Genomic DNA, 24,194 nt, shown 5'->3' on the forward strand with positions numbered 1-24,194 from the left:
AAGTCCTTATTAATAAGATATAAATTAAATAATGTATTTAAATATTATTAAGTACGTTTATCTTATTCATTTTTATGAATTAAATTTAAAGATAAAAAAATAAGAAGGTATACAATTTACCATATACATCCATCGAGATAGTATGCTAGTTTTTAAATATGCGCCCTACTAAATTATAGACTAAATCAGCAACAAATGATCTGGCATTTATTGAGTGGATGTAGGAATAATTTTAAACTAAAAAGGTGTTAACAAAATATTCAATACTTATCTTTGTTGACTATGTAAGCAAAGATTTTTAGAACTATCACAATAATTTTTGTGAGCTTTATGCAACAATTTATAGAAATAAAATTCATGTTACACTCTGATAGAAAAAATAAAACCTTAAAATGCTGTGTTACAAGCAAATTAAGGTTTTTTGTAGTGGTACCTCCAGGAATCGAACCAGGGACACAAGGATTTTCAGTCCTTTGCTCTACCAACTGAGCTAAGGTACCGCTCTAAAATTGGAATGCAAATATAACACTTATTTTATATCAACAAAACAAAAATCAAAAAAAATGCAAAAAATTATAATTGAGAACATCCAAATTTACACCAATCATGGTTGTATGGACGAGGAAGGAAAGATTGGTTCGGAGTATAGTGTGAGTTTAGAAATTCATGCAGATCTAATGAAATCAGCTGATACAGACGATTTAGATGATACTGTAGACTATGTTCACTTGAATCAAATCGTACATAAGGAAATGAATATTCGTGCGAAACTTTTAGAAACCGTAGCTGTTAAAATTTTAAATAGAATAGGAGAGGAGATACCACAAGTTAAGTTTGCTGAGGTTAAAATCTCTAAAATTAACCCTCCAATGGGCGGAAATGTGGAGAAAGTAAGTGTGATTTTTAATCAAACTTATTAATTCAATAAGTTATTTAAAAGTAAACAACCCCATCGAAGCGCGATGGGGTTGTAAATTCTAACACATGAGGACGAATACAATTTAGTGTTTGCATTCGTTTTGAATAATTCAAACAGTATGCCAATACTAATTTTCATTAAGTAAATTTCTATGATAAAAGACAAGTTTCAGAACAATCAAATCATACTAGCTTCTAAATCTCCAAGGCGAAAAGAGCTCTTAGAGCGTCTTGACCTAGATTTTATAACAATTAGCCTAGAGACCGATGAAAGTTATTCAGAGGAGCTTAAAAAGCATGAAATAACTGAGTTTTTATGCCATAAAAAGAAACAAGCTTACCACAATTGGCAGGAAAATCAGATTTTAATTACTTCTGACACCATTGTATGGTATAAAAATAAGGCTTTTGAGAAACCAAAGAGTCGCGAAGAAGCTATAGAAATGCTGCAAACTTTATCCGGACAAACCCATGAGGTTATTACATCCGTTGGAATCTTTTCAACTCAAAAAGAATTGGTTTTAAGTGATATTACCCAAGTCACTTTTGGTGAGCTGGATCAGCAAGAAATAGAATATTATGTTGATACCTACCAGCCATATGATAAAGCCGGTAGTTATGGGATTCAAGAGTGGATTGGTTATATAGGAATTACCAAAATAGAAGGCTCATATTTTAATGTAATGGGACTTCCTGTACAAAAGTTATATCAAGCCTTGAAGGATTTTTAAGACTTAAGTTTTGCTTTAATTTCTTGCTCTAATTCATCCATCACAGGTTTGATCGTACCTTCTGGAATATCACTAATTCTAATGTACATCAATCCATCGATAGCATCATTGAATTTAGGATCAACATTGAATCCAATTAATTTTGCATTCTGTTTAATATACTTTTTAATTAAAACAGGCAATCTTAAAGCATTAGGTTCTAATTCCTCAATCAGCTTATCGAACTTGTTTAAGTCTGCTTTGGCTTCGTCGAAAATAAATTCTTTGTCTAAATCCTTAATTTTAGGTTTAAATTCCTTTTTCGCACGGATAAACTGAGCCACATACGGATCATAATAGTGAGATCGCATAAACTCAATCATCAAAACCTTACTAAAGTTACTAAATTGGTTGCTGATACTAACACCGCCTACAATGTATTTATGTTCTGGATTTCTCAAGGAAACATGAATAATCCCTCGCCATAACAAGAAAAGAGGCCAAGGCTTTTGTTGATATTCTTTGGTTACAAACGCTCTTCCCATTTCTATACAACGAGAGAAAAAAGGTTGGATTTCTTTTTCGAAAGTGAATAACTCATTGACATAAAATCCTTTAATGCCATATTTCTGATAAATCTCCTTTCCTAAGCCCATTCTATACGCACCTGCAAGTTTTTTATTCTTGTGATCCCAAAGCAATAGATGACGATAATATTGGTCATATTTATCCGTGTCGGTAGATTTACCTGTTCCTTCTCCCACCGCCCTAAAGGTAATCTCGCGTAGCCTTCCGATTTCGCGCATCACATTTGGAATCTTTTTATATGGCGCAAAATAAACCTCATAATCATTGTTCGTAAACAAATGATGATCGGTATCGCGCATATTCTCAATGTCCTTGTCGATAAGATTAAGAGGCGTTTCTGTGATGATTTTCCTAGCGCGTTTCATTCGATTTGGAATACTCTTAACAAGGGTTAGCGGAATCGACTTAGGTGAATCATACGTAGCGTCTAATACATAAGTCTTTCTTCTAAGGAACTCTGCTAATTTTTTTGTGTTTTCAAACTCCTTTAAATCCTTTACAGAAATAGGCTTTCCAATGCGTAGTTTAATAGGTTTTAACCTTGTTCTCAAGAGTTCTCTAACTAACATAGAAGTCTGTAAATCAGGATGTAATTTACCAATTCTATAAAACCATTCGCTATTTCTAGCTTTAAAATATATAGGAACTACCGGAACTTCAGCTTTTTGAATCATCTTAAGAATAGGCTCTTGCCATTCTCTGTCGGTAATATAATGTTCTTGATCTCTTTGAGAAACTTCTCCAGCAGGAAACACACCTAATGGATGTCCATTCTTGACATGTTTGTAGGCGTTTTTCATTCCCAAGAGACTATTTTTAATTTCTTTTCGGGTTTCGAATGGATTAACAGGAAAAATTCGTGGCTTTAAGGGATCAATTCTATGTAACATAAAATTGGCGATGATTTTAAAGTCAGGTCGAAGTTCTGAAATAATCTTCAACATGATAATTCCATCTAATCCTCCAAGTGGATGATTGGCCACAATAATAAAAGGTCCAGTTTTGGGAATACGATTTAAATCATCCTCATTCACATCATATTGAATACCTAAATCCTCTAAGATTTTAGCTTCAAATTCGGGTGATTCATATGATTGATTACGTGCATAGAGAGCATTTAAGTCATTTAATCCTAATAGATTATGCAAACCATAGCTCATAGCCTTACCTAAAAAACTAAACTTCTTTAAGCCCGTATTTTCAAAAATTTCATTGGGACTAATTAAACTCATTCATCCTGTTTTATCACTAGTTGCAATGTATTTACGCCAGCCTGCTTAATGATGGTCTTATCTGTATTAGGTATAAAACTCAAACTATTTTGATCTGCATGACGAATGGTGTACAAAGAACAACCTTGATACAAAGTTACTTTAAATCTTTTCTTAATCACCTCTATCGCCTTGTCTAAGGTATTAAATTTGTCTTCTAAGCATAAAGATAAACTAATCGCAGAAATCTGAATTAAGTTCACTTTTAATTGATTTTCTGTCAATGTATCGAAAACATCACGCAGGACAGATTCGTCTATAAAAGCAAAATCATGTGTACTTATGGTTAAAGCCGTTTGATTTTTCTTAACAATAAAACATGGAATATAAGGGTCTAAAGCTTGACCATTTTTAATTTCTGTCCCCTGTAGTTCTGGATGTTCAAATGACTTTACAAACAATGGAATTTTTTTTCGTTGTAAAGGTTGAAGCGTTTTTGGATGAATTACCGATGCACCATAATAAGCCAACTCAATCGCCTCCTCATAGGAAATATGCATCAATTGAGAAGCATTCTCAAAATATCGTGGATCAGCATTTAACACCCCTGGAACATCCTTCCAGATGGTTAAACTATAGGCATCTAAACAGTAAGCTATAATAGCGCCAGAATAATCAGAACCTTCTCTACCTAAGGTAGTTGTGAAATAATTTTCATTAGAACCAATAAAACCTTGGGTTATATAAAGTTGATCTCTTTTTAATTTTTGCAGATTATCACAAGTGGTTTCCCAATCTACTTTTGCCTCACGATAAGAACTATCGGTTTTAATATAATCTCTTACATCAATCCAATCGTTGGTCAGATTTTCTTGGTTTAAATAAGCGCTTAAAATCTGAGAAGAAAGTAATTCGCCATAACTTATGATTTGATCGTATACATAATCATAATTGGGAGATTTATTTTTTAATAGAAAATCTTCAATTTGAAAAAAATATTCATCTATGGTAGCGAAGACAGGATTATTTTGGTCCAATAAATCTTGAGCAATTTCAGTATGAAAAGCTTTAATTTCTTCGAGCTTTTGAGTCTGTTGTTTATCCTTAAAATATAGGTTTAAAACCTCTTCAAACGCGTTTGTACTCTTGCCCATAGCAGAAACCACGACCAAGGTTTGTTTTTCTCCAGTTTGTTGCAATACCTTTAAAACATTCCTTACGCCAGCGGCATCTTTCACAGAAGCTCCACCAAATTTATATACTTTCATCCGCTTGATTTTCGTCTTTATACCAACTACTATATTTTACATAATTTTTGGCAATTCTCTCTATTTCCCCTTCACGTAAATGTTGTGGAACATCTTTCACCTTCTTTGCTGGTACACCTGCCCACAATTCTCCTTCTTTTATGTGCGTTCCTTGTGTTACAACTGCACCCGCAGCTACAAGAGCATAAGATTCAACAACACAATTATCCATTACGATAGCTCCCATTCCAATCAAAACATTATCATGAATCGTACAACCATGTACAATAGCATTATGTCCTACAGATACATTATTACCTAGCGTGATTGGATATTTTTCATAAGTACAATGTACCATAGCATTATCTTGAATATTCACTCGATTTCCCAGCCTTATTCCATTGACATCACCTCGAAGTACCGCATTATACCAAATGCTGCATTCTTCGCCCATTTCTACATTTCCAATTATAACTGCAGTTTCGGCAATAAACGTATCTTTTCCTATAATAGGTTTTTTACCAAGTAGTTCTTTGATCAAAGCCATGTTAATTCTGTTTCTTATTATAAAAGTATGGCAATTTAGAGTAAATTTGTAATCTAAATAAAAATATGCGAGTTTATATAGAGCAAACGTCACAAAAACATATTTTAAAATTTGTTTGTGATGAGATTATTACCCCTGGAAGTTTTGAATTAACCAAGTCTAGCGATTTAGTAAATTCTAAATTAGCTCAGCAATTGTTTCAATTTCCGTTTGTAGAGAAAGTTTTTATTACGGCTAATTTTGTAGCTATTCAGAAATCTGATATGGTGGAATGGGAACATGTTGCCCAGTCTCTTAAAGAAATCGTGAATGAGCATCTAGAAAAAGATAGTATTGTACTTAAGGAGATTAAAAAAGAACCTTATACATTATATGCTGAGATGACTCCTAATCCACGCGTGATGAAGTTTGTTTCTAATCAAACGATATCTGAAGCAATGGTTGAGGTGAAAAGTAAAGAAGAAGCAGTTAAGGTTCCTTTGGCACTAAGTTTATTTAATCGTTTTGATTTTATCGACGAAGTTTTCTTATCAGAGAATTATGTTTCAATTACTAGATCAGAAGAAACCGATTGGCAGTTTTTAGCACTTGAGGTAAGACAATTCATATTAGAATACCTACAATCAGGAGAAAGCATTGTTGATGCCGATTATGTACCTGTTGAGACTAGGGTAGAGGAGGAGCAAGAACAAAGATTCTATAATGATACGGAAAAAGAAATTCAACGTATCTTAAAGGAATATATCCAACCAGCAGTAGCTAAAGACGGTGGTAATATTGCTTTGGTTGAATTTAATGAGCAAACTAAGACGGCTACCATGTTATTACAAGGAGCTTGTAGTGGATGTCCATCTTCTACAATTACGCTTAAGAATGGCATTGAAACCATCTTAAAAGACATGTTACCAAACGTGGTAGAACATGTAGAAGCAGTGAATGGATAATAAGAGATATTTATAATTTATCTTAAATAAAAAAAGGAGCTGATATATCAGCTCCTTTTGTGTTTTATATAGTTGTTATGAACCATTATTGTGCTTGCTGAGCCTCTTGCTCTGCTTGCTCAATCATTTGCTCATTTGCCGTAATTGCAAACTCTACACGTCTGTTTCCAGCTCTACCTTCAGCAGTTTCGTTAGAGTATCTAGGCTCTAATTTACCAGCTCCTTCATATACAATTCTATCACTAGAAATACCTCTAGCTGTTAAATAATCAGATACTGATTTAGCTCTTTTTAACGAAAGTGGTTGGTTAAATTCTTGAGATCCAACGTTATCTGTATGACCAACAATTAATATGTCAGTTAATGGATACTCATTGAAGATTTCAATCACTCTGTCTAAATTTTCCTTTGCACTTGCAGTTAAGCTTGATTTATTATACTCAAATCTAACTTCAGAGTTCTCATCTAAAATTACCTGAATACCTTCTTCGCTTCTTACAACTTCTGCGCCTGGCATTACTTCCTCAATCTTTTTCGCTTGATCGTCCATTTTCTTACCGATAATAGCTCCTGCAGTACCACCTACGGCACCACCAACGATTGCTCCTAATGCTCTGTTATTCTTACCAATTAAAGCACCTAAACCAGCACCCGCAACAGCTCCAATAGCTGCTCCTCTTTGTGATTTATTAGTGTTTTGTACTGTCTCACAACTGCTTAACATTAAGCCAATTATGATGAAAACTGATAGAATTTTTAAATTTAAATTTCTCATATTATTTTAATTTTTTTTATTGTTTGCTAAAGTAATAGTGAATAGACATTTTTCCTCCCTCGAAAGGTACTTCATGCATTAAATGTGCTTGTGAATCATCAACTGAAATCACCTTCATTTTATATCCAGAAACTACATCTTTAGCCTTTACGCCTTCGTCAACTCTTTTAAACATAAAATAGGTATCTGCTCCATCTTCTTCCATGAACCATTTAAATTCATTCTCATTCGTTGGGCATCCTGTACCATCTAATATGTATGAACCTTTATTGTTGTTCGCTACAAAGTTCCAAGAACTACCTTCAAAGCATTCAACCGAGCTGTGGTGAAATAAATTAGTGATAACCACACTTTCTCCTTGATCGCTTACGATTTGATCTAATGTCCAATCTCCTCTGAATGACATTTGAGTTTCTCTTTCTACCTTAGTAGTAGAACAGCTGCTAAACATTAAAGCAATGAACAGCGTTAAAATTCCTATTTTTTTCATAATTACTTGTTTAAAATGACCTCTTTATTTTAATTTTAAGCAAATAAAAAGAAATCCCTTAGTATTTCGACGTATTCAAAAATAAAAGCGCTTAAAACGTCTAAAAACGACTATTTAAGTCTCAATTGATAAATTAACGACGAATATTGACCGTTTTGCATAGCTTTTAAATTAGAAACTAATCCAATACCAAAAGCTTTAAATAGTCCTAGTGAACTTCCTTTATATTTCTCTGATAAAAGACTCGCGTAGAACGAATCAAATTTCATGGGATGTATACTTTCTATAACCATGCCAAATTCGTCGGCGATTTTAGAAAAAGAAGTTTGATTGAAGTGCCATAGGTGGCGAGGTACATCATATGCCGCCCAATATTCTTCATAATATTGAGCATCGAAAGATTCATAATTTGGAACGGCAATGAATAGTTTTCCGTTCGGGTTTAAGGCATTTTTAAGTCGAGCTAATTCTTCGAATAAATTGGGAATATGTTCCAAAACATGCCATAATGTGATGACATCAAATTTTTGATCATCTAAAAATTCAGAGTTGGAGTAGAAGTTATTTTCATCTTTTTCAGATGCAATTTTAAACGCCACTGGGTTTGGTTCAAACCCAATGGCATTTAAATTTTGTGTGTTCAGGTAGCGAACAAATTCTCCGGTTCCGCATCCATAATCTAAAACTTTTGTTCCTTGAGTAGCCTTTTTTATGAGCTTATGTTTATGTTTTAAATTATAACTTTTAACCCAATAATAGAGTTGATTAATTAATCCTTTTGAGTTATCAGAATGCGAAATATAATCTTCGCTCTCATAATATTTAGAGAGTTGATCGCTCGGAGGAAATGGAAAAGTCTTTAATAAACCAGGGTATTTATCCACTGGTTTTAATTGAAATTTCTCATTCGAAACGAGATAATCCTCGTAGAATTTATTCACTTGTTTCACGTGGAACAATAGATTTAAATTTAGATTATCTACCTAAATGAATTAATAAAATGCTCACATCAGAAGGCGAAACTCCACTAATTCTTGAAGCTTGTGCAATGGTTGCTGGTTGAATTTTTTCTAGTTTTTGCTGAGCTTCTTTTGAGATATTATGCAGTTGAGAATAGTCAAAATTATCTGGAATTTTCACGTATTCTAATCGGCTTAATTTGTCTGCATTGTTTTTCTCCTTGTTGATATAACCTTCGTATTTAATTAAAATTTCTGCTTGTTCAAATGCTTCTTTATCGTCAGCAGTTGATTCTAAATATTCAGAAAATGATGGAACATTTCTTAATTCATCCAATGAAATTTCTGGACGTTTTACGATGGTATTCATCTTCATTCCTTGAGAAATTGGTTTACCACCTTTCTCTTCAATCACAGAATTTACATCCTCAGGAGAGATAGAATTATTAGTAATAAAGTCGATTAAATCATGTGTTCTTTTATGCTTAATATCTAATCGATGCATACGCTCATTTTTAGCTAATCCTATCGCATGGGCAATAGGTGTTAGTCTTTCGTCGGCATTATCTTGTCTTAAAAGAATTCTGAACTCAGCTCTAGATGTAAACATTCTATAAGGTTCTTCTGTGCCTTTTGTAATTAAATCATCAATCAATACTCCTATATAAGCGTCATTTCTTTGAAGAATAAATGGGTCTTTTTCATTGTTCTTAAGATGTGCATTGATACCCGCCATCAATCCTTGACAAGCTGCTTCTTCATAACCAGTGGTACCATTAATTTGACCTGCGAAATAAAGGTTCTCTACCAATTTCGTTTCAAGCGTATGCTTTAACTGGGTAGGAGGGAAGTAGTCGTATTCTATGGCATAACCAGGTCTGAAAATCTTAGCTTTTTCAAATCCAGGAATTGTTCTTAATGCTTTCGCTTGTATGTCTTCTGGTAAAGAAGTTGAGAATCCATTCACATAAATTTCTACTGTATCCCAACCTTCTGGCTCAACAAATATTTGGTGTCTATCTCGCTCAGCGAAGCGATTAATTTTATCTTCAATCGATGGGCAGTATCTTGGCCCAACACTTTTAATTCTACCATTAAACATAGGAGATCTATCAAAACCTTCTCTCAAGATATCGTGTACATCTTGATTGGTATAGGTCATATGACAATCTCTTTGTTGGGTTAATTTAGGAGTATTTAAATAAGAGAATTTTTCTGGTTTTTCATCTCCTGGTTGAACAATCATTTTAGAATAATCTAAGGATCTACCATCTACTCTCGGAGGTGTTCCTGTTTTCATTCTGCCAGATTCGAAACCTAAATTCACAAGTTGTTCGGTAATTCCTGTAGCTGCTTTTTCGCCCATTCTTCCACCGCCAAGTTGTTTGTCACCGACATGAATTAGTCCGTTTAAAAAGGTGCCATTCGTTAATATTACACTCTTACATTTAATCTCCAAACCTAAGCTTGTTTTGACTCCAACCACCTTGTTGTTTTCAACCAAAAGACCGGTAACCATATCTTGATAGAAGTCTACATTTTGAGTTTCTTCTAACATGGTTCTCCATTTCTCTGAGAATCTCATTCTATCAGATTGTGCTCTTGGACTCCACATTGCTGGACCTTTAGAAAGGTTCAACATTTTAAATTGAATCATCGTGTGGTCGGTAATAATACCAGAGTAACCACCAAGTGCATCAATCTCTCGAACAATCTGTCCTTTTGCAATTCCACCCATAGCAGGATTGCAAGACATTTGTCCCAGTACTTGAAGATTCATTGTAACTAATAAAGTAGAAGATCCAAGATTCGCAGCGGCGGCAGCAGCTTCGCAGCCAGCATGTCCACCACCTACGACAATAACATCATATTCTTGTAAAAACATAAATCACATTTAGATGTTCCACGTGGAACATTGCGCTGCAAAGTTATGATTTTTTGAAGGAAAATTATCTTAAGAGATGTTAAGGTAGGGATGGAGTAGATCGAATTATTCTTCGCTATCGTGATAAAGGAAATCGATGCTTTCGTCTTCTTTTTGTCTCATGATTTTTTGTTCCTCTTCAGTGTGGTCATTATAACCCAATAGATGTAGAAAACCATGAATAATTACTCGAGCTAATTCCTTGTCGAAAGTTGTGTCATATTCAAAAGCATGATCAGAGACTCTATCAATACTTATAAATATGTCACCATTTATTTCGCTCTCATCAGAATAATCAAATGTGATAATATCTGTAAAGTAATCATGTTGCAAATGATTTCTGTTGATTTCTAATAGGTATTCATCATCGCAAAAAATTACGTTAACATTCCCTATTTTTGCTTGCTCTTTATCGATGCATGCATAGATCCAATCTCGATAAAAATCTTGATCTTGTAGCTCGAATTCAGTCTCTGTAAAAAAGTAAACCATATGCTTATTTCTTAAGCTAAAATATTAAAAACATTTTTAGTATTCAAAAGATTGTGATATTTATAAAACTTGATTAATTTTACTCGCAAATATTATAGTAAATGAAAAACGTAACGCGCTTTATTGCCTTTGTAGTCATTTTATTTGTTGTTTTGATTGCTCTATTGAAGTTTCCAAAGGAAGGTGCAATAGGGATTGTAGCATTATTGGCTTTAGGATTGGTTGGTATTGGGATATGGGATTTGACCCAAACTAAGCATACCATCTTAAGAAACTTTCCAGTAATTGGACATATGAGATATCTTTTAGAAGGTATTGGTCCAGAAATTAGACAGTACTTTATGGAAAGTGATACCGATGGTAAACCTTTAAACCGTAACCAAAGATCTTATATTTATTCTCGTGCAAAATTACAGCACACGAAACATCCGTTCGGGACTGAGCACGATTTACAAAGAGAACAAATTGAGTGGGCAGCTCACTCTATGTTCCCAGCTAAAGTTTTAAATACACCTCCAAGAGTTAGAGTAGGTGGTAAAGATTGTTTACAACCATATGAGTCGAGTATTTTTAATATCTCTGCAATGAGTTATGGTTCGTTAAGTAAGAATGCAATTATTGCTTTGAATAAAGGTGCGGCTGAAGGAGGTTTTTCTCACAATACAGGTGAGGGTAGTGTTTCTCCTTATCATTTACAAGGTGGTGATTTGGTTTACCAAATTGGTACTGGTTATTTTGGCTGTAGAGCATTAGACGGAAACTTCGATCCAGAGAAATATAAAGTTACTGCTGCTATTCCAGAAGTTAAGATGATTGAATTAAAATTATCTCAAGGAGCTAAACCTGGACATGGTGGGATTTTACCAGCAGCTAAAAACAACGAAGAAATTGCTGCGATCCGTGGTGTTATTCCTCATACAGAAATTGATTCTCCAAATGCGCATAGAGCGTTTAATACGCCTAAAGGTTTAATTGAATTCATTAAAACCTTAAGAGACTTATCAGGTGGTAAGCCAGTAGGTTTTAAATTATGTGTTGGTAGTAAAGATGAGTTTATCGATATCTGTGAAGCAATGGTTGAAACTGGAATTACTCCAGACTTTATTACCGTAGATGGTGCAGAAGGTGGAACAGGTGCTGCTCCAATTATTTTCTCAGACCACGTAGGTATGCCTTATGAAAATGCATTAATCTTTGTTGTAGATACTTTACGTAAATACAAATTAGAAGATGAGATTAAAATTATCGCTGCAGGTAAATTAATCGATGGATTCTCTGTTTTCAAAGCATTATGTTTAGGTGCAGATATCGTTAATACGGCTCGCGGAATGATGTTAGCTTTAGGATGTATCCAAGCCTTAGAGTGTGATAAAAATACATGTCCTACAGGTGTTGCTACAGACAAACCACACTTAGTAAGAGGTCTAGTTGTAGAAGATAAATACAAACGAGTTGCTAACTATCATAGAGAAACTGTAAAGGATTTCTTAGAGTTATTTGCAGCTGCTGGATGTACAGATTTAAGTCAATTGAACAGATCTTATATCTTCAAACAAATGAATAATCAAGTGGTAGGTTTCCAAGAAAGATACCCTGACGTTTGTGCGATTTAAGTTAAAAACTAAAATAAATTTTATTGAAAAAGAACACCGTTAAGGTGTTCTTTTTTTATGTATTGAAATGAGATAGCTTTTAAATTAAGAATCTTAAAATAAACTTAATATAATTACGTTTTAAAAGAAAGCCTTTGAATGAGGAATATCTATTATCTATTTTTATTACTTGTGATTTCTTCATGCGAATTAAAAGAAAATCCTTTTGATTTCGATGAAAAGGAAATAGATACTCCTGTGATTGCAATGGACCCTTTTCAGGTGGAACCCGATTTTAATATTAGCTCTTTTGCGACAGTTCCCAACATTGAGGGAAGACCAACTTGCTACTTTTCCTTAACCAAAAATGCCTTTGTAAATCAACAATATATTTATGCTGGAATCAACTTCAATAAACAAAGTTTTATGCAATTGAATGGTGATTGGGTAGAGTTCTCTTGCCAGGTTTCGGAGGTGAAAGATAGTTTACATATTCGCACAACTAATACAAATTTAGAATTGCAAATAGAGGCTAAGAAAGATTCTGCTACCTTTAATAAAATACAATATAAAGGTGAGATTCTCATTTTAAAAGATGGCAAAGAGCATTTTGCTAGCAGCGTTTATGGTGAATGTGATTGCTAAATATTGGCATGATATTTCTAACAATAAAACTAAACTAATAATATGTTAAGTTTAAGATTCCTACTCCCGTTTATTATCTTTTTACAAACTACAGACTGTAAAGATTCAGACCAACCTATACAAGATACAATGCCAGAAATAGAACAAAATGAAGTGGAACAAACTTCTCAAGAAAACTTCGAAAGTGTTGTAATGGAATATTACGGAGGAATGCGTGGCGAGAGACAAGTAATGATTATCACCAAGGATGATATTTCATATAGTTATAAAGATTTGAATACTGAGAAACCTTTAATTCATAAGGAGGCTACACCAACAGAAGTTTGGGCAGAATTAAATCAAGGTTTCAATTTAAATGAATTTAGAAACCTCAAAAGTGGTAGTTCTAAAGTTGTCTTCGATGGAATGGATTACATCTTTACGGTGAAAGGTGGATTTGGTGAATTAAAAGTTACAAATCCTCTAGATCATGATATCGAAATGAAGAATTTCTTTGAGAATTTAAAAAATATAATGCAAGAATTTCACGCTCAAAAGGAAGAATAAATCTAAAACTTTAGATAAAAATCTTTAGTTAGGTTAATATATTCTTGCGTATAAATATGTCTTTCCACTTCAATGATTAATTCATCTGGAGTGGATTTTTTTTGTTCACGTCCAAATGCAATTAAACTTCTTTTTAATGGTGCGTTTTCATTTCCTCTCACGCGAGTTATTTTATGAGGGAACAAATTATTTCTTTCTGCTAACTCACAAATATTAATTTCTTCTTTGTAAGGAACGATAACCGAAAAAATTCCATCGGGTGAAAGTAGGCTATTCACTTTTTCCATTAAATCTGAGAATTCTAGGCTAGATGTGTTGCGAGCTAAATTTCTTTTATTATTCGGCGCAAAAGTTTTTTCGGTATAGAATGGAGGGTTTGAAACGATTAAATCGAAATACGACGAAAAAAACAGCGTTTTTATATCCGATTTAAGGCATTTTAAACGATTAGCCCAGGGGCTATTATCAAAATTAAATTTGCTTTCCTTAAAAGCGTCTAAATCAATTTCGACAGCAGTTATCTGTGCATTTTGAGTTCGCTGTGCAAGCATTAATGATATCACACCCGTTCCAGCTCCAATATCTAATATTTTTTCTGTCTTATTTTGGATGGGCGTCCACGCACCTAATAAGACGGCATCGGTTCCAACTTTAGCGGCAGCTTTTTTTTGGGTGACTTGAAATTGTTTAAACTTGAATGTGGACATGCTTGCAAATATACGTCGCTTGTTAAATTTAAATATCCATTCTTCTTTGGAATCAGATGAATCTAGCTTTTTAACTTAGAAAAGCAATTTTATTATTTTGAACTGGAAATAAATTGACTAAATTTAACATCTTAAATTCACAATTATGGAACACAAATTCTATCCAGAGAGTAAAATGATGAGCCACGGATACAATCCGCAGTGGTCAGAAGGAGCTATAAAATGTCCAATTTTCCAAACTTCAACTTTTGTTTTTAAATCAGCAGAAGAGGGAAAAGCATTTTTTGAGTTAGCCTATGGTAAAAGAGATCCAGAACCAAATGAGGTTCCGGGATTAATTTATTCAAGGTTAAACAATCCAGATTTACAGATTCTAGAAGAGCGTTTGTGTTTATGGGATAAGGCAGAACAAGCTGCTGTTTTCGAAAGTGGAATGTCTGCTATCACAACTGTTTTATTGGAGTTTTTAAGACCAGGAGACTTATTGCTTTATAGCCGCCCAGTCTATGGTGGAACAGATCACTTTATTAATGAAGTTCTTCCGCAATTTAATGTAGAAGTTGTAGAATTCTACGCAGGTCAGTCTCAAGAAGAAATTCAAGCAAATATCGATAAAACAGGAAAAGCTGATAGATTAAAACTTATTCTTTGCGAAACTCCAGCGAATCCTACTAATGCACAAATAGATTTTGAGGTATGTACAGCTATTAAAGAGCATTATAGTACAGAAGAAAATCCTGTGTATATGGCGGTAGATAATACTTATATGGGACCACTTTGGCAACATCCATTAGAGCATGGCGCTGATTTAGTGATGTATTCTGCAACAAAATATATTGGTGGACATTCAGATTTAATCGCGGGTGCTGTATTAGGTTCAAATGAGCTTATGGCACGAATTAAAGGCCTTAGAACTTTCTTAGGTAACATGGCAAGCCCAAATACAGGTTGGTTGCTTATGCGAAGCCTAGAGACCTTAAAAGTACGTATGGAGGCTCAACAAGCGAATGCTATTAAGATTGCTGATTTCTTGAAGAATCACGACAAGGTAGAGAAGGTATATTATTTAGGTCATTTAGAAGAAGGAACAAAAGATTACGAAATTTTCAAAAGACAATGTTCTGGACCAGGAGCAATGGTTGCTTTTGATGTGAAAGGTGGTGAAAAAGAAGCATTTAAGGTGTTGAATAGTTTAAAACTCATTCAATTAGCTGTTAGTTTAGGCTCAACTGAAAGTTTAGCTCAACATCCAAAAACAATGACGCACGCTGGTGTTCCAGAGGAGGATTTAGAAAGATTGAGCATTACAGATAAATTAATCAGATTATCTGCAGGTGTAGAAAATCATGAAGATTTAATTTGGGATTTAGATCAGGCGTTGGCTCAGATTTAATTTCTGAATTTTTAGGATAAAGAATGAGGAGATGCAAATGTATCTCCTCTTTTTGTTTTTAAATACCCTTGTTTAATGCTTTAATTTTTTTTCTTAAATCTTTAAAATAAGCAGGAGCTAACCTCATTCGGCTACCATACCAACTAAACATTTCACCATCCACTAAAACACATTTAGCATTGGGAAATAATTTGTTGATCTCCTCTATATGCTTCTCCTGAAAAGGATAAGGTTCGGAGGAAAGAAATATATAATCTGGATTTAAGTTCGAATCCTTTGTGATTTCTGGGTATCGCGATTCCTCTTCACATACATTTTTAAAGCCAGACAATTGAATCATTTCATGAATAAAAGTATCTTTTCCAATACTCATATAAGGATCTTTCCAAATGAAATATAAGACACTAGAAGGTTCAAAAATGGTTTCAAGTTCCCCAAAATTCTCATTAATTTCTTCTACAATTAACTCAGCTTGTGCGTATGTATGCGTTCTTTTACCGATTTGAAGAATCATTTCGTTGTTCTCCTCCAAAGTTGCCACATCGGTGATTAAAACATCACAATGCTTTTGTAATTCTTCTACTTCAGATTTTAAGTTTTCTTCTCTATTGGCGATAATTAGACTTGGTTTTGCTGCAATTATTTTATCAATATGAAGTCCTTTCGTTCCTCCAAATTGGGGAATTTCTTTCACTTCAGGCATCGGATGAATACAAAACTTCGTTCTACCGATGAGTTGATCTTTTAAGCCTAAATCAAACAATAATTCAGTAATAGAAGGTACGAGTGATATGATTTTCATAGCCAAAAATTTAAAGGTCGGTTAAATCAACTTTCCATTGATTATTCTCTTTTACTAACTTAATTCTTTTCTCAAAATTCTCACCAACATCATTCGAAATCACATATAGACAGGTGACTGCCTCATTTGAATTATCTAAATCAGCACAAGCTTTTACTTCAACCTTTACTGGTGGAATTTCGCTGGTTTGTTGGTTAATAATGGAATATAATACTCCTTGAGAATCTTCTGTAACTAAAGACATTGCTGTTTCAAATTGAGAAGAATTCATGGCTTCGAGAAATTCCTGAGCTACATTCTTAGGTGAAGAACAAGAATAGATAAGTAAGCTTAAACAGCCTATAAAAAGAGATTTTTTCAACATTTAATACATCATTGAAAAATTAAAGATAGCTTTTCTCAATGAAAATCCTATTAAATTGCAATAGGGAAAAGACGAAAATTAACTTAAAATTTAATTCGCTTAAACAAGTAAATCGCCCCGAATAATGAAGTAACCAAAGTAATGAAAGAGAACATAAGTGCTACACCCGCAGAAACATCTGGATTAAAGTTAAGATAACTTGCAGAATAGTAGAAAACAGTTTCTCTAATTCCGATTCCGGCGAATGAAACTACTGACAACACACTGGAAACCAAAAATATAAGTATGTAAGTGAAAATATTAGCTTCCGGATGAATGGCTAATAAACTAAATACAATAGTTCCTATTTGAAAGGCTTGAATAACAAAAGAGTAAAGTAGGGTTGGGTAAAAAACTGATTTAAATCTAGGGAAAAGTAATCCTAAAATATAAGGTCCTACCAATGCGCCAATTAATCCAATGGAGAAAATAACGGCCTTAATCCAAAATTCAATGTCTAGAGGGATAAACACGATGCCCAAGCAAATTAGGATGCAAATCGCGCAAAGTCCTATAAAACGATCAAAAAACACGGCTGAAGTGATAGTCTTAACTGGCTGATCAAAATGTTTGTTGAGCGCAATTACTTTATAAGCATCGCCACCAACACCTCCAGGAATAAAAAAGTTATAGAACATTCCCAAAAGATAGAGGCGTAAATTATTGATAAAAGAAAGTTGAATTTCTGCTTTTTTAAAGTATAAATCTACGCGTAATACCGATAAAACCTGAGAAATTAAAAAGGAAATAAAACCAACAAATAATAAAAATTTGTTCGCGATTCTCCATTCTTCAGCCAATAAATCCCAATCGATTTTGGTGAAGACAAAATACAATAAACCCAAGCTTACCAGGATTTTGATTGTCGTAAATAGAGGTTTACGCCACGACTTTTTCACCCTTTGTGATTTTTCGGATTCTATATGGACGCATATCTTGAGATTCGTAGTATGTTTTCATTAATAAATCCACTACAATTCCCATGGTAATTAATTGAACTCCAGCTAGTAATAATACAACGCCAACAATTAATAATGGACGAGTTCCTATGTCTTCGCCTAAAAAGAATTTAACAATGAACAACCAAGCCATAATCAATCCGCCTAAACTCAACGAGATTAAACCTGCATTTCCGAATAAGTGAATCGGACGTTGCATATATTTTCTCATGAAAATAATTAAGGTTAAATCATTGATTACCTTGAATGTACGACCCAAACCATATTTAGATTGTCCGAATTGTCTAGCATGGTGACGAACTGGAACTTGCGCAATTCTAGCTCCATTTAAATAAGCTAAAAGATTAATAAAACGGTGCATTTCACCATAAAGATTTAAATCTTTTGCAGTTTCTTTAGTGAAGACTTTTAGCGCACAACCATTGTCCTTAATGTCCATTTTGGTGGCTTTACGGACCATGAAATTGGCGATTTTAGACGGAATAGTTCTAACAAAATTATCCTTTCTTTTCTGACGAATTCCTGTAACTACATCAAAATCTCCTTCCTCTAATTTATTGATCATCATTGGAATATCAAGCGGATCATTTTGCAAATCCCCATCTAAGGTAATGATGTAATCTCCAATAGCTTGGTCGATTCCGGCCGCTAAAGCCAACGACTGACCATAATTTCTTTTAAGTTCTATAAAAACTAAATTATCGTCTTTGATTTGCTTAGCTCTAATGCGTGTTTCGTCGGTAGAACCATCATCAACTAAAATCAATTCGTATTGATAGTCCACCAGAGCTTCTGCAACTTTCTGTGATAATAACTGCACATTATCTTCTTCATTATACACCGGAATCACAATGGATAAAAATGGATTTGCTATCTGATTCATCAAGGAAATTGTATTTTAGCTTTGAATAATTTGGTGCAAAGATAGACTATTATGATGAATACCATGAAAACCAATAAGGAGGCTGTGATCGTTTTTTTGGTGGCTAGTTTTCTTTGCTTTTCAAATATTTGGGGGTATCCGATCACGATTTTAGATGAGGCCAAAAACTCCGAAGCCGCACGAGAAATGCTATTAAACAGGCATTTAGTTCCCACTTTTAATGAGATTTTGCGTACAGACAAACCTTTGCTGCATTATTTATTTATGCAATTAGGTTATATAATTTTTGGTGTAAATGAACTAGGAGCAAGGTTTTTTGGAGCTTTTTTCGGTGCAGGATTTATGACTTATTTTTATCTGTTTTTAAGACAACATTCGAGTATAAATAAGGCAAGAATAGGGACTTTTGTACTGATGAGTTCTTTTTTCTGGATTCAAGAGTTTCATTTGGCCGTTCCTGATCCCTATTTCATCGTAATTTTATGTAGCTCTTGGTTGTGTTTTTATAATTACTACGCTAACAATTCATCGAAAATCAATCTTTGGTTATTTTATGTCTTAATCGGTTTGGCCACTTTGGCTAAAGGACCTGTAGCAATTGGTTTATCTGGTTTGATTGTGCTTTTATTTCTAATTTTTAAGAAAGAATTAAACTGGAATCTTTTTACCAAATATCAAGTAATCTTAGGAGGAATCTTGGTTTTACTAATATCTGTACCCTGGTTTGTTTGGGTTCATTACGAAACGGCAGGAGCCTATACCGATGGTTTTTTCTTACATCATAATATCAAAAGATTTCAGGAAGTGAACAGTGGACATGGCGGAATCTTTTTAATTACTTGGGCATTTGTTTTACTGGGATTATTCCCGTTTGGAGCATTTATTCCACAAGGTTTATGGCACGGTTGGAAGTTCAGAAAACGAAATGATTTAATTGCTTTTTCTTTAGTTATATCCGTGGTGGTAATCGGGTTTTTCAGTATTTCTTCAACCAAATTACCTAATTATACACTTCCTGCAATTCCATTTATAACAATTTTAGTGGCTTCCTTTTTCGATGAGGTTTTCAACTTTAAAACTCTAAAAACATGGTCGAACTATCTTTCTTTAGGATTAATTGCCTTGGTGAGTATCGCAATTCCAGTGGCTATTTTTATCTTGTTTCAACATAATTTAATTCAACACTTACAAATTACTTTAACGCTTATTGCGACCGTCATTGTGCTTGTTGGACTTTACTTTATGTGGAAGTATTTAATGAAAAATAATCTTCAGAAATTAATTCTAAGCATCGGTGTTTTATGGATGACATTAGGCCTGATTATATTTTATTTAATCTATCCAAATTTAGCCCAAATAGAACCTGCAATTCAAGCGCAGAAAGTGATTGAAAATCAAAAGGTAGTTGTTTTTGATAACTACGATCCAGCTTTTAATATGAATTATCAACTGGTTTATCAAGTGTTTCACGAGGAACAAGAGTTATTAAATTTTATAGAAAATAATCCGGAGGTTTTAGTGTTAACAAAGAATCGTTCCATCGATAACAAAAGCATTTTTAAATCATCTTTTGATGTTGTTTATGATGAACCATCTGTTTTTGAGAATTACAGAACAATCATTTTAAAAAAGAAAGATTAAAACTGAATAAATTTTATATTTGAATTTAAATCAAGACTATGATCACTTGGCATTTTAAGAAATTTGAAGACCTAACCACAACCGAATTGTATAATATCATTCAGTTGCGAATAGAGGTTTTTGTAATTGAACAAAATGCTCCTTATCAAGATTGTGATGGTAAAGATTTCGAGAGCTTGCATATGTATGGAACTATTGGCGACAAAGTAGTGGCTTATGCAAGAGGAATTCCTGCTGGTATTACATACGACGAACCTTGTCTAGGACGCGTGGTAACATCTCCTGAATATCGAGGTAAAAAATATGGTGCTCATGTGGTAATGTTAGCCTTAGAAGCTATGAAAACCAATTTTAAGACTTCGAATTGTAGAATTTCTGCTCAATTGTATTTACAAGAGTTTTATGAATCTTATGGATTTGTTCGTGTTTCAGATGTTTATTTAGAAGATGGACTTCCACACGTTGAAATGCTAAGAGATTAGTTAATATTCTTCTTTTGAACTGCAAATTACTGTGGTTTCTTTCTCTTTCTTACCAAAAAAACTAACTTTGTTTGATGTGTTTAGATGATTGAAATAAACACATTATTTAACTTAAAAATAGTATATGAAAGTTCATTTTATAGCCATAGGAGGTAGCGCAATGCATAATCTTGCAATTGCTTTAAAATTAAAAGGATATCAAGTAACTGGATCAGACGATGCTTTGTTTGAGCCTTCTAAATCTCGTTTGGATCAACATGGACTTTTACCTGCTGAACTTGGTTGGTATCCAGAGAAAATAACTGAGGATTTAGACGCAGTTATCTTGGGAATGCACGCCCACGCCGACAATCCTGAAATGCTAAAAGCACAGGAATTAGGACTTAAAATTTATTCTTATCCAGAATATCTATACGAACAAGCTAAAGACAAAACTCGTGTTGTAATTGGTGGTTCGCATGGAAAAACTACGATTACATCTATGATTCTTCATGTTTTGCATTACTATGATCGTGAAGAAGATTATATGGTTGGAGCTCAATTAGAAGGCTTTGATGTCATGGTTAAATTGAGCGAAGACAGTGATTTTATGATTATGGAAGGCGATGAATACCTTTCGTCGACCTTAGATAGAAGACCTAAATTCTTATTATATCAACCTAATATTGCTTTATTAAGCGGAATTGCTTGGGATCATATCAATGTTTTCCCAACTTTTGAAAACTATGTAGAGCAGTTTGATGCTTTTGTAAATAGTATCACCAATGGAGGTGTTGTCGTTTATAATCAGGAGGATATCGAGGTAATGAAAGTGGTTCAAAGATCGCAGAATCCTATTCGTAAGATTCCTTACAAAACGCCTGCACACGAAATTATAGACGGAATTACGTATTTAGAAACTGCCGATGGACCAATTCCTTTAGAGATTTTTGGTAAGCATAACTTATCTAATTTAGAAGGTGCAAGATTGATTTGTAATCAATTGGGTATCATGGATGAAGATTTCTACGAAGCGATTCAAACTTTTAAAGGAGCTTCTAAACGTTTAGAGTTAGTAAAACGTGAAAAAGATTATGTGGTTTATAAAGATTATGCGCATTCTCCTTCTAAAGTTAGTTCTACAACGGCTGCCGTTAAAGAACAATATCCAAATAAGGAATTAGTAGCATGTTTAGAGTTGCATACTTATTCATCTTTAAATCCAGAATTCTTAGAACAATATAAAAATGCTTTAGACAAAGCCGATGTTAAAATCGTGAATTATTCAGAAGAGGCTTTACGCATTAAGCGTCGTGATCCTATCGATCCTTCTTTCATTAAAGAGGCCTTCGGTGATGATAGTATAATCGTCTTTACAGAACCAGAAAAATTACATCAACATATCGCAGGTTTAGACAAATCCAATCGTGTCTTTCTGATGATGAGTAGTGGAAATTATGGTGGTTTAGACCTTAAAAGCATTTAAATTCCTTTTTAAAATAAAGAATTAAAGCCTGAAATCTTAGATTTTGGGCTTTATTTGTATTTGTAAATAGCTATAAATCAGGTTTAAATAAGTTTTTATCATAATTAAATGTTAAAAACATATTAAATATTTAATTAGTTCGGTAATTACCGAACCAAGTGTCTTATATTTGCACCCGATTATGGATATTAAGAAATTAGATGAATCGTTGTTTCAGGATATGAGCTCCCATTATATGGAGCTTTATCACTTTCCTCCTTTGACGGCAAACATATTCACCTATCTCATGTTTGATTTTGAGCAAAAGGGAATTACGTTTGAGCAAATTTTGGAGGCATCCTGTGCTAGTAAGAGTTCGGTTTCAAATGCACTGAACGTGTTACAGCAAAGTAATTACGTAGAAGTTATCAGTAAACTCGGTGAGCGCAAGCGTTATTATCGAGTTAACAAATCTATTTTTAAGATTCAATTTCAAGATAGCATCTCAAAGTTGAAGCGTAATTATAGTATTTTAGAGAGGTTTGCAGAAAAACGTCGCGAAGCCTTGGATTTAGAAGACGAACAATTAGAGAAAATCAATCTTCATTTAGATTTACAAAAGAAGACGATTGGATTGTTTGAAGAAACTTTAGTAAAAATTAATCAAATTAAAAATAAATAATTGAATATATGAGAAATGCATTCTTTTTATGTGCTATGACTCTGTTCTTCTTAAGTTGTAAGAATGAACAGCCAGGTGGTATGCAACAACAAGCAAAACCATATCCGGTGCTAGAGGTAGCGGAAAGAGACGTGGTGGGGTACCAAGAATTCCCGACACAAATACAAGGTGTGAACAATAACGAGGTTCGCGCAAAAATTCAAGGATATATAACCCAAGTTTTAGTAGACGAAGGGCAAGTTGTTCGTAAAGGCCAAGTATTATTTCGTTTAGAAACGAATACTTTAAACCAATCTGCAACGGCTGCTAAAGCAGGAATCCAAGCTTCTCAAGCAACTATTGAAGCGGCAAAAGCAAGAGTAAATGCGGCAAAAGTTGAGGTAAATAGATTAAAACCTCTAGTAGAAAGAAATATTATTTCTTCTGTTCAATTAGAAACAGCTAATGCTAACTTAATGAATGCTCAAAGTCAATTGGCACAAGCGCAAGCGGGATACAGCCAATCTAGTGCATCTTATCAAGAAGTTCAGGCTAATATTGGATATTCTGTGATTAGATCTCCTATTTCTGGTACAGTAGGAAAAATCAACCAAAGAGAAGGTAGTTTAGTCGGTCCTACAAGTCCATTGCCTATTACTACAGTTTCTCAGACGAATCAAGTTTATGCTTATTTCGCCATGAACGAGAGTCAATATCTTGATTTCTTGGATCAAACAGAAGGTAAAACAGCTGATGATAAATTAAAAAATACACCAGATGTAGATTTAATTTTGGCTAATGGAATGAAATACGAAAAAACGGGTCGCATTGAGGCAGTAACAGGTCAAATCGATCCAAATTCGGGTACTGTACAGTTTAGAGCTTCTTTTGATAATGAAAACAAAATGTTGAGCAATGGAAACAGTGGTACAATCCGTATTCCTCAACAATACAAAAATGCTATGGTGGTTCCAGAGCAGTCTACATTTGAGCAACAAGGTTTAGTTTATGTTTATAAAGTTGTAAATGATACGGTTGTATCTACCAAAGTAGACGTAGCTGCTAGATTAGAAAACATGGCTTTAATTTCAGGTGGACTTAAGAAAGGAGATAAGATTGTAGCGAAAGGAGTTGGAATCTTAAGAAATGGTGCTGCCATTGTTCCTCAGCCAGTTAAGTTTGATAGTATTGTTCCAAAAGCAAATTAATTAAAGAATTAATAAGCTTTAAA

The 24,194-nt window shown here is 33.8% G+C and carries 25 protein-coding genes and 1 tRNA gene; 12 read left to right on the top strand and 14 right to left on the bottom strand.

Going from position 1 to position 24,194, the window contains the following annotated elements; all coding sequences use genetic code 11:
* Positions 1 to 427 precede the first annotated feature (427 nt).
* Positions 428 to 500: transfer RNA gene (locus tag NLM59_RS06080), tRNA-Phe, on the bottom strand.
* Positions 501 to 563: 63 nt separating this feature from the next.
* On the opposite strand from NLM59_RS06080, the gene folB reads away from it, so the two are divergent.
* Together folB and NLM59_RS06090 are read left to right on the top strand one after the other, a co-directional pair.
* Positions 564 to 920, top strand: a complete 357-nt coding sequence (folB, locus tag NLM59_RS06085; protein WP_304416862.1) for a dihydroneopterin aldolase — start codon at positions 564 to 566, stop codon at positions 918 to 920.
* 150 nt (positions 921 to 1,070) lie between these two features.
* The gene (locus NLM59_RS06090; RefSeq protein ID WP_304416863.1) at positions 1,071 to 1,649 is read left to right on the top strand and encodes a Maf family nucleotide pyrophosphatase; all 579 of its coding nucleotides are present in this window, start codon (positions 1,071 to 1,073) and stop codon (positions 1,647 to 1,649) included.
* Here the strand turns inward: NLM59_RS06090 and NLM59_RS06095 are convergent.
* From NLM59_RS06095 to NLM59_RS06105, 3 genes are read right to left on the bottom strand one after another with little or no spacing between them, the layout of a single operon-like run.
* Positions 1,646 to 3,448, bottom strand: a complete 1,803-nt coding sequence (locus NLM59_RS06095; protein ID WP_304416864.1) for a lysophospholipid acyltransferase family protein — start codon at positions 3,446 to 3,448, stop codon at positions 1,646 to 1,648. The genes NLM59_RS06090 and NLM59_RS06095 overlap by 4 nt on opposite strands.
* Complete coding sequence (locus NLM59_RS06100; RefSeq protein WP_304416865.1) at positions 3,445 to 4,695, bottom strand: aspartate kinase; 1,251 nt, start codon at positions 4,693 to 4,695, stop codon at positions 3,445 to 3,447. The genes NLM59_RS06095 and NLM59_RS06100 overlap by 4 nt, the downstream gene beginning before the upstream one ends.
* Positions 4,682 to 5,221 carry a gamma carbonic anhydrase family protein gene (locus tag NLM59_RS06105; RefSeq protein ID WP_304416866.1) on the bottom strand — a complete coding sequence of 180 codons (540 nt, stop codon included), beginning with the start codon at positions 5,219 to 5,221 and terminating at the stop codon, positions 4,682 to 4,684. The genes NLM59_RS06100 and NLM59_RS06105 overlap by 14 nt, the downstream gene beginning before the upstream one ends.
* Positions 5,222 to 5,286: 65 nt before the next feature.
* Here NLM59_RS06105 and NLM59_RS06110 point away from each other — a divergent pair, with 65 nt between their 5' ends.
* Positions 5,287 to 6,165: a NifU family protein gene (locus NLM59_RS06110; RefSeq protein WP_304416867.1), complete on the top strand. Its 879-nt coding sequence runs from the start codon at positions 5,287 to 5,289 to the stop codon at positions 6,163 to 6,165.
* Between the two features lie 85 nt (positions 6,166 to 6,250).
* On the opposite strand, the gene NLM59_RS06115 is transcribed toward NLM59_RS06110, so the two are convergent.
* From NLM59_RS06115 to ybeY, 5 genes are all read right to left on the bottom strand, one after another.
* A complete protein-coding gene (locus NLM59_RS06115) occupies positions 6,251 to 6,940 on the bottom strand; it encodes an OmpA family protein (protein ID WP_304416868.1) in 690 nt (229 codons plus the stop codon).
* Positions 6,941 to 6,956: 16 nt separating this feature from the next.
* Entirely contained in the window at positions 6,957 to 7,430 is a 474-nt protein-coding gene (locus NLM59_RS06120; protein ID WP_304416869.1) for a lipocalin family protein, read from the bottom strand.
* Between the two features lie 110 nt (positions 7,431 to 7,540).
* Positions 7,541 to 8,380: a class I SAM-dependent methyltransferase gene (locus tag NLM59_RS06125; protein ID WP_304416870.1), complete on the bottom strand. Its 840-nt coding sequence runs from the start codon at positions 8,378 to 8,380 to the stop codon at positions 7,541 to 7,543.
* A gap of 25 nt (positions 8,381 to 8,405) precedes the next feature.
* Positions 8,406 to 10,274 (bottom strand): tRNA uridine-5-carboxymethylaminomethyl(34) synthesis enzyme MnmG, encoded by a 1,869-nt coding sequence (gene mnmG / locus NLM59_RS06130; protein ID WP_304416871.1) that lies wholly within the window; start codon positions 10,272 to 10,274, stop codon positions 8,406 to 8,408.
* Between the two features lie 105 nt (positions 10,275 to 10,379).
* Positions 10,380 to 10,805, bottom strand: a complete 426-nt coding sequence (gene ybeY, locus NLM59_RS06135; protein ID WP_304416872.1) for an rRNA maturation RNase YbeY — start codon at positions 10,803 to 10,805, stop codon at positions 10,380 to 10,382.
* Between the two features lie 101 nt (positions 10,806 to 10,906).
* Between ybeY and NLM59_RS06140 the strand changes: the two genes are divergently transcribed.
* From NLM59_RS06140 to NLM59_RS06150, 3 genes are all read left to right on the top strand, one after another.
* Complete coding sequence (locus NLM59_RS06140; protein WP_304416873.1) at positions 10,907 to 12,418, top strand: FMN-binding glutamate synthase family protein; 1,512 nt, start codon at positions 10,907 to 10,909, stop codon at positions 12,416 to 12,418.
* Between the two features lie 138 nt (positions 12,419 to 12,556).
* Positions 12,557 to 13,042, top strand: coding sequence for a hypothetical protein (locus NLM59_RS06145; protein ID WP_304416874.1), 486 nt, complete (start codon positions 12,557 to 12,559; stop codon positions 13,040 to 13,042).
* Positions 13,043 to 13,084: 42 nt separating this feature from the next.
* Positions 13,085 to 13,588 (top strand): hypothetical protein, encoded by a 504-nt coding sequence (locus tag NLM59_RS06150; protein ID WP_304416875.1) that lies wholly within the window; start codon positions 13,085 to 13,087, stop codon positions 13,586 to 13,588.
* Positions 13,589 to 13,590: 2 nt separating this feature from the next.
* Here the strand turns inward: NLM59_RS06150 and NLM59_RS06155 are convergent, their stop codons facing one another.
* Complete coding sequence (locus NLM59_RS06155) at positions 13,591 to 14,295, bottom strand: tRNA1(Val) (adenine(37)-N6)-methyltransferase (RefSeq protein WP_304416876.1); 705 nt, start codon at positions 14,293 to 14,295, stop codon at positions 13,591 to 13,593.
* A 145-nt stretch (positions 14,296 to 14,440) separates the two neighbouring features.
* Between NLM59_RS06155 and NLM59_RS06160 the strand changes: the two genes are divergently transcribed.
* Positions 14,441 to 15,688: a cystathionine gamma-synthase family protein gene (locus tag NLM59_RS06160; RefSeq protein ID WP_304416877.1), complete on the top strand. Its 1,248-nt coding sequence runs from the start codon at positions 14,441 to 14,443 to the stop codon at positions 15,686 to 15,688.
* 58 nt (positions 15,689 to 15,746) lie between these two features.
* Here the strand turns inward: NLM59_RS06160 and NLM59_RS06165 are convergent, their stop codons facing one another.
* The 4 genes from NLM59_RS06165 to NLM59_RS06180 all read right to left on the bottom strand — a co-directional run bounded on the left by NLM59_RS06165 (position 15,747) and on the right by NLM59_RS06180 (position 18,735).
* Entirely contained in the window at positions 15,747 to 16,490 is a 744-nt protein-coding gene (locus NLM59_RS06165; RefSeq protein ID WP_304416878.1) for an ABC transporter substrate-binding protein, read from the bottom strand.
* 10 nt (positions 16,491 to 16,500) lie between these two features.
* On the bottom strand, positions 16,501 to 16,854 hold the full coding sequence (locus tag NLM59_RS06170) for an NTF2-like N-terminal transpeptidase domain-containing protein (RefSeq protein ID WP_304416879.1): 354 nt from the start codon (positions 16,852 to 16,854) through the stop codon (positions 16,501 to 16,503).
* 83 nt (positions 16,855 to 16,937) lie between these two features.
* Positions 16,938 to 17,792, bottom strand: a complete 855-nt coding sequence (locus tag NLM59_RS06175) for a lysylphosphatidylglycerol synthase transmembrane domain-containing protein (RefSeq protein ID WP_304416880.1) — start codon at positions 17,790 to 17,792, stop codon at positions 16,938 to 16,940.
* Positions 17,773 to 18,735 carry a glycosyltransferase family 2 protein gene (locus NLM59_RS06180; protein ID WP_304416936.1) on the bottom strand — a complete coding sequence of 321 codons (963 nt, stop codon included), beginning with the start codon at positions 18,733 to 18,735 and terminating at the stop codon, positions 17,773 to 17,775. The genes NLM59_RS06175 and NLM59_RS06180 overlap by 20 nt, the downstream gene beginning before the upstream one ends.
* A gap of 51 nt (positions 18,736 to 18,786) precedes the next feature.
* Here NLM59_RS06180 and NLM59_RS06185 point away from each other — a divergent pair, with 51 nt between their 5' ends.
* The 5 genes from NLM59_RS06185 to NLM59_RS06205 all read left to right on the top strand — a co-directional run bounded on the left by NLM59_RS06185 (position 18,787) and on the right by NLM59_RS06205 (position 24,171).
* Positions 18,787 to 20,376 (top strand): ArnT family glycosyltransferase, encoded by a 1,590-nt coding sequence (locus NLM59_RS06185; protein ID WP_304416881.1) that lies wholly within the window; start codon positions 18,787 to 18,789, stop codon positions 20,374 to 20,376.
* 38 nt (positions 20,377 to 20,414) lie between these two features.
* Positions 20,415 to 20,858: a GNAT family N-acetyltransferase gene (locus NLM59_RS06190; protein ID WP_304416882.1), complete on the top strand. Its 444-nt coding sequence runs from the start codon at positions 20,415 to 20,417 to the stop codon at positions 20,856 to 20,858.
* 124 nt (positions 20,859 to 20,982) lie between these two features.
* Complete coding sequence (locus tag NLM59_RS06195) at positions 20,983 to 22,323, top strand: UDP-N-acetylmuramate--L-alanine ligase (RefSeq protein ID WP_304416883.1); 1,341 nt, start codon at positions 20,983 to 20,985, stop codon at positions 22,321 to 22,323.
* A gap of 181 nt (positions 22,324 to 22,504) precedes the next feature.
* A complete protein-coding gene (locus tag NLM59_RS06200; protein WP_304416884.1) occupies positions 22,505 to 22,984 on the top strand; it encodes a GbsR/MarR family transcriptional regulator in 480 nt (159 codons plus the stop codon).
* 8 nt (positions 22,985 to 22,992) lie between these two features.
* Positions 22,993 to 24,171, top strand: a complete 1,179-nt coding sequence (locus NLM59_RS06205) for an efflux RND transporter periplasmic adaptor subunit (RefSeq protein ID WP_304416885.1) — start codon at positions 22,993 to 22,995, stop codon at positions 24,169 to 24,171.
* Positions 24,172 to 24,194: the final 23 nt, after the last annotated feature.

Origin of the sequence: Profundicola chukchiensis (assembly GCF_029664245.1) — a bacterium.
Classification (GTDB): domain Bacteria; phylum Bacteroidota; class Bacteroidia; order Flavobacteriales; family Weeksellaceae; genus Profundicola; species Profundicola chukchiensis.

What these genes read in the sequence shown, in the direction of transcription:
- NLM59_RS06110 (WP_304416867.1), top strand. Translation starts at nt 5,287, where the DNA reads ATGCGAGTTTATATAGAGCAAACGTCACAAAAACATATTTTAAAATTT.
- NLM59_RS06185 (WP_304416881.1), top strand. Translation starts at nt 18,787, where the DNA reads ATGATGAATACCATGAAAACCAATAAGGAGGCTGTGATCGTTTTTTTG.
- NLM59_RS06180 (WP_304416936.1), bottom strand. Translation starts at nt 18,735, where the DNA reads ATGAATCAGATAGCAAATCCATTTTTATCCATTGTGATTCCGGTGTAT.
- NLM59_RS06140 (WP_304416873.1), top strand. Translation starts at nt 10,907, where the DNA reads ATGAAAAACGTAACGCGCTTTATTGCCTTTGTAGTCATTTTATTTGTT.
- NLM59_RS06155 (WP_304416876.1), bottom strand. Translation starts at nt 14,295, where the DNA reads ATGTCCACATTCAAGTTTAAACAATTTCAAGTCACCCAAAAAAAAGCT.
- NLM59_RS06200 (WP_304416884.1), top strand. Translation starts at nt 22,505, where the DNA reads ATGGATATTAAGAAATTAGATGAATCGTTGTTTCAGGATATGAGCTCC.
- NLM59_RS06100 (WP_304416865.1), bottom strand. Translation starts at nt 4,695, where the DNA reads ATGAAAGTATATAAATTTGGTGGAGCTTCTGTGAAAGATGCCGCTGGC.
- NLM59_RS06170 (WP_304416879.1), bottom strand. Translation starts at nt 16,854, where the DNA reads ATGTTGAAAAAATCTCTTTTTATAGGCTGTTTAAGCTTACTTATCTAT.
- NLM59_RS06205 (WP_304416885.1), top strand. Translation starts at nt 22,993, where the DNA reads ATGAGAAATGCATTCTTTTTATGTGCTATGACTCTGTTCTTCTTAAGT.
- NLM59_RS06105 (WP_304416866.1), bottom strand. Translation starts at nt 5,221, where the DNA reads ATGGCTTTGATCAAAGAACTACTTGGTAAAAAACCTATTATAGGAAAA.
- NLM59_RS06160 (WP_304416877.1), top strand. Translation starts at nt 14,441, where the DNA reads ATGGAACACAAATTCTATCCAGAGAGTAAAATGATGAGCCACGGATAC.
- NLM59_RS06095 (WP_304416864.1), bottom strand. Translation starts at nt 3,448, where the DNA reads ATGAGTTTAATTAGTCCCAATGAAATTTTTGAAAATACGGGCTTAAAG.
- NLM59_RS06150 (WP_304416875.1), top strand. Translation starts at nt 13,085, where the DNA reads ATGTTAAGTTTAAGATTCCTACTCCCGTTTATTATCTTTTTACAAACT.
- NLM59_RS06115 (WP_304416868.1), bottom strand. Translation starts at nt 6,940, where the DNA reads ATGAGAAATTTAAATTTAAAAATTCTATCAGTTTTCATCATAATTGGC.
- folB (WP_304416862.1), top strand. Translation starts at nt 564, where the DNA reads ATGCAAAAAATTATAATTGAGAACATCCAAATTTACACCAATCATGGT.
- mnmG (WP_304416871.1), bottom strand. Translation starts at nt 10,274, where the DNA reads ATGTTTTTACAAGAATATGATGTTATTGTCGTAGGTGGTGGACATGCT.
- ybeY (WP_304416872.1), bottom strand. Translation starts at nt 10,805, where the DNA reads ATGGTTTACTTTTTTACAGAGACTGAATTCGAGCTACAAGATCAAGAT.
- NLM59_RS06165 (WP_304416878.1), bottom strand. Translation starts at nt 16,490, where the DNA reads ATGAAAATCATATCACTCGTACCTTCTATTACTGAATTATTGTTTGAT.
- NLM59_RS06145 (WP_304416874.1), top strand. Translation starts at nt 12,557, where the DNA reads ATGAGGAATATCTATTATCTATTTTTATTACTTGTGATTTCTTCATGC.
- NLM59_RS06120 (WP_304416869.1), bottom strand. Translation starts at nt 7,430, where the DNA reads ATGAAAAAAATAGGAATTTTAACGCTGTTCATTGCTTTAATGTTTAGC.
- NLM59_RS06190 (WP_304416882.1), top strand. Translation starts at nt 20,415, where the DNA reads ATGATCACTTGGCATTTTAAGAAATTTGAAGACCTAACCACAACCGAA.
- NLM59_RS06090 (WP_304416863.1), top strand. Translation starts at nt 1,071, where the DNA reads ATGATAAAAGACAAGTTTCAGAACAATCAAATCATACTAGCTTCTAAA.
- NLM59_RS06195 (WP_304416883.1), top strand. Translation starts at nt 20,983, where the DNA reads ATGAAAGTTCATTTTATAGCCATAGGAGGTAGCGCAATGCATAATCTT.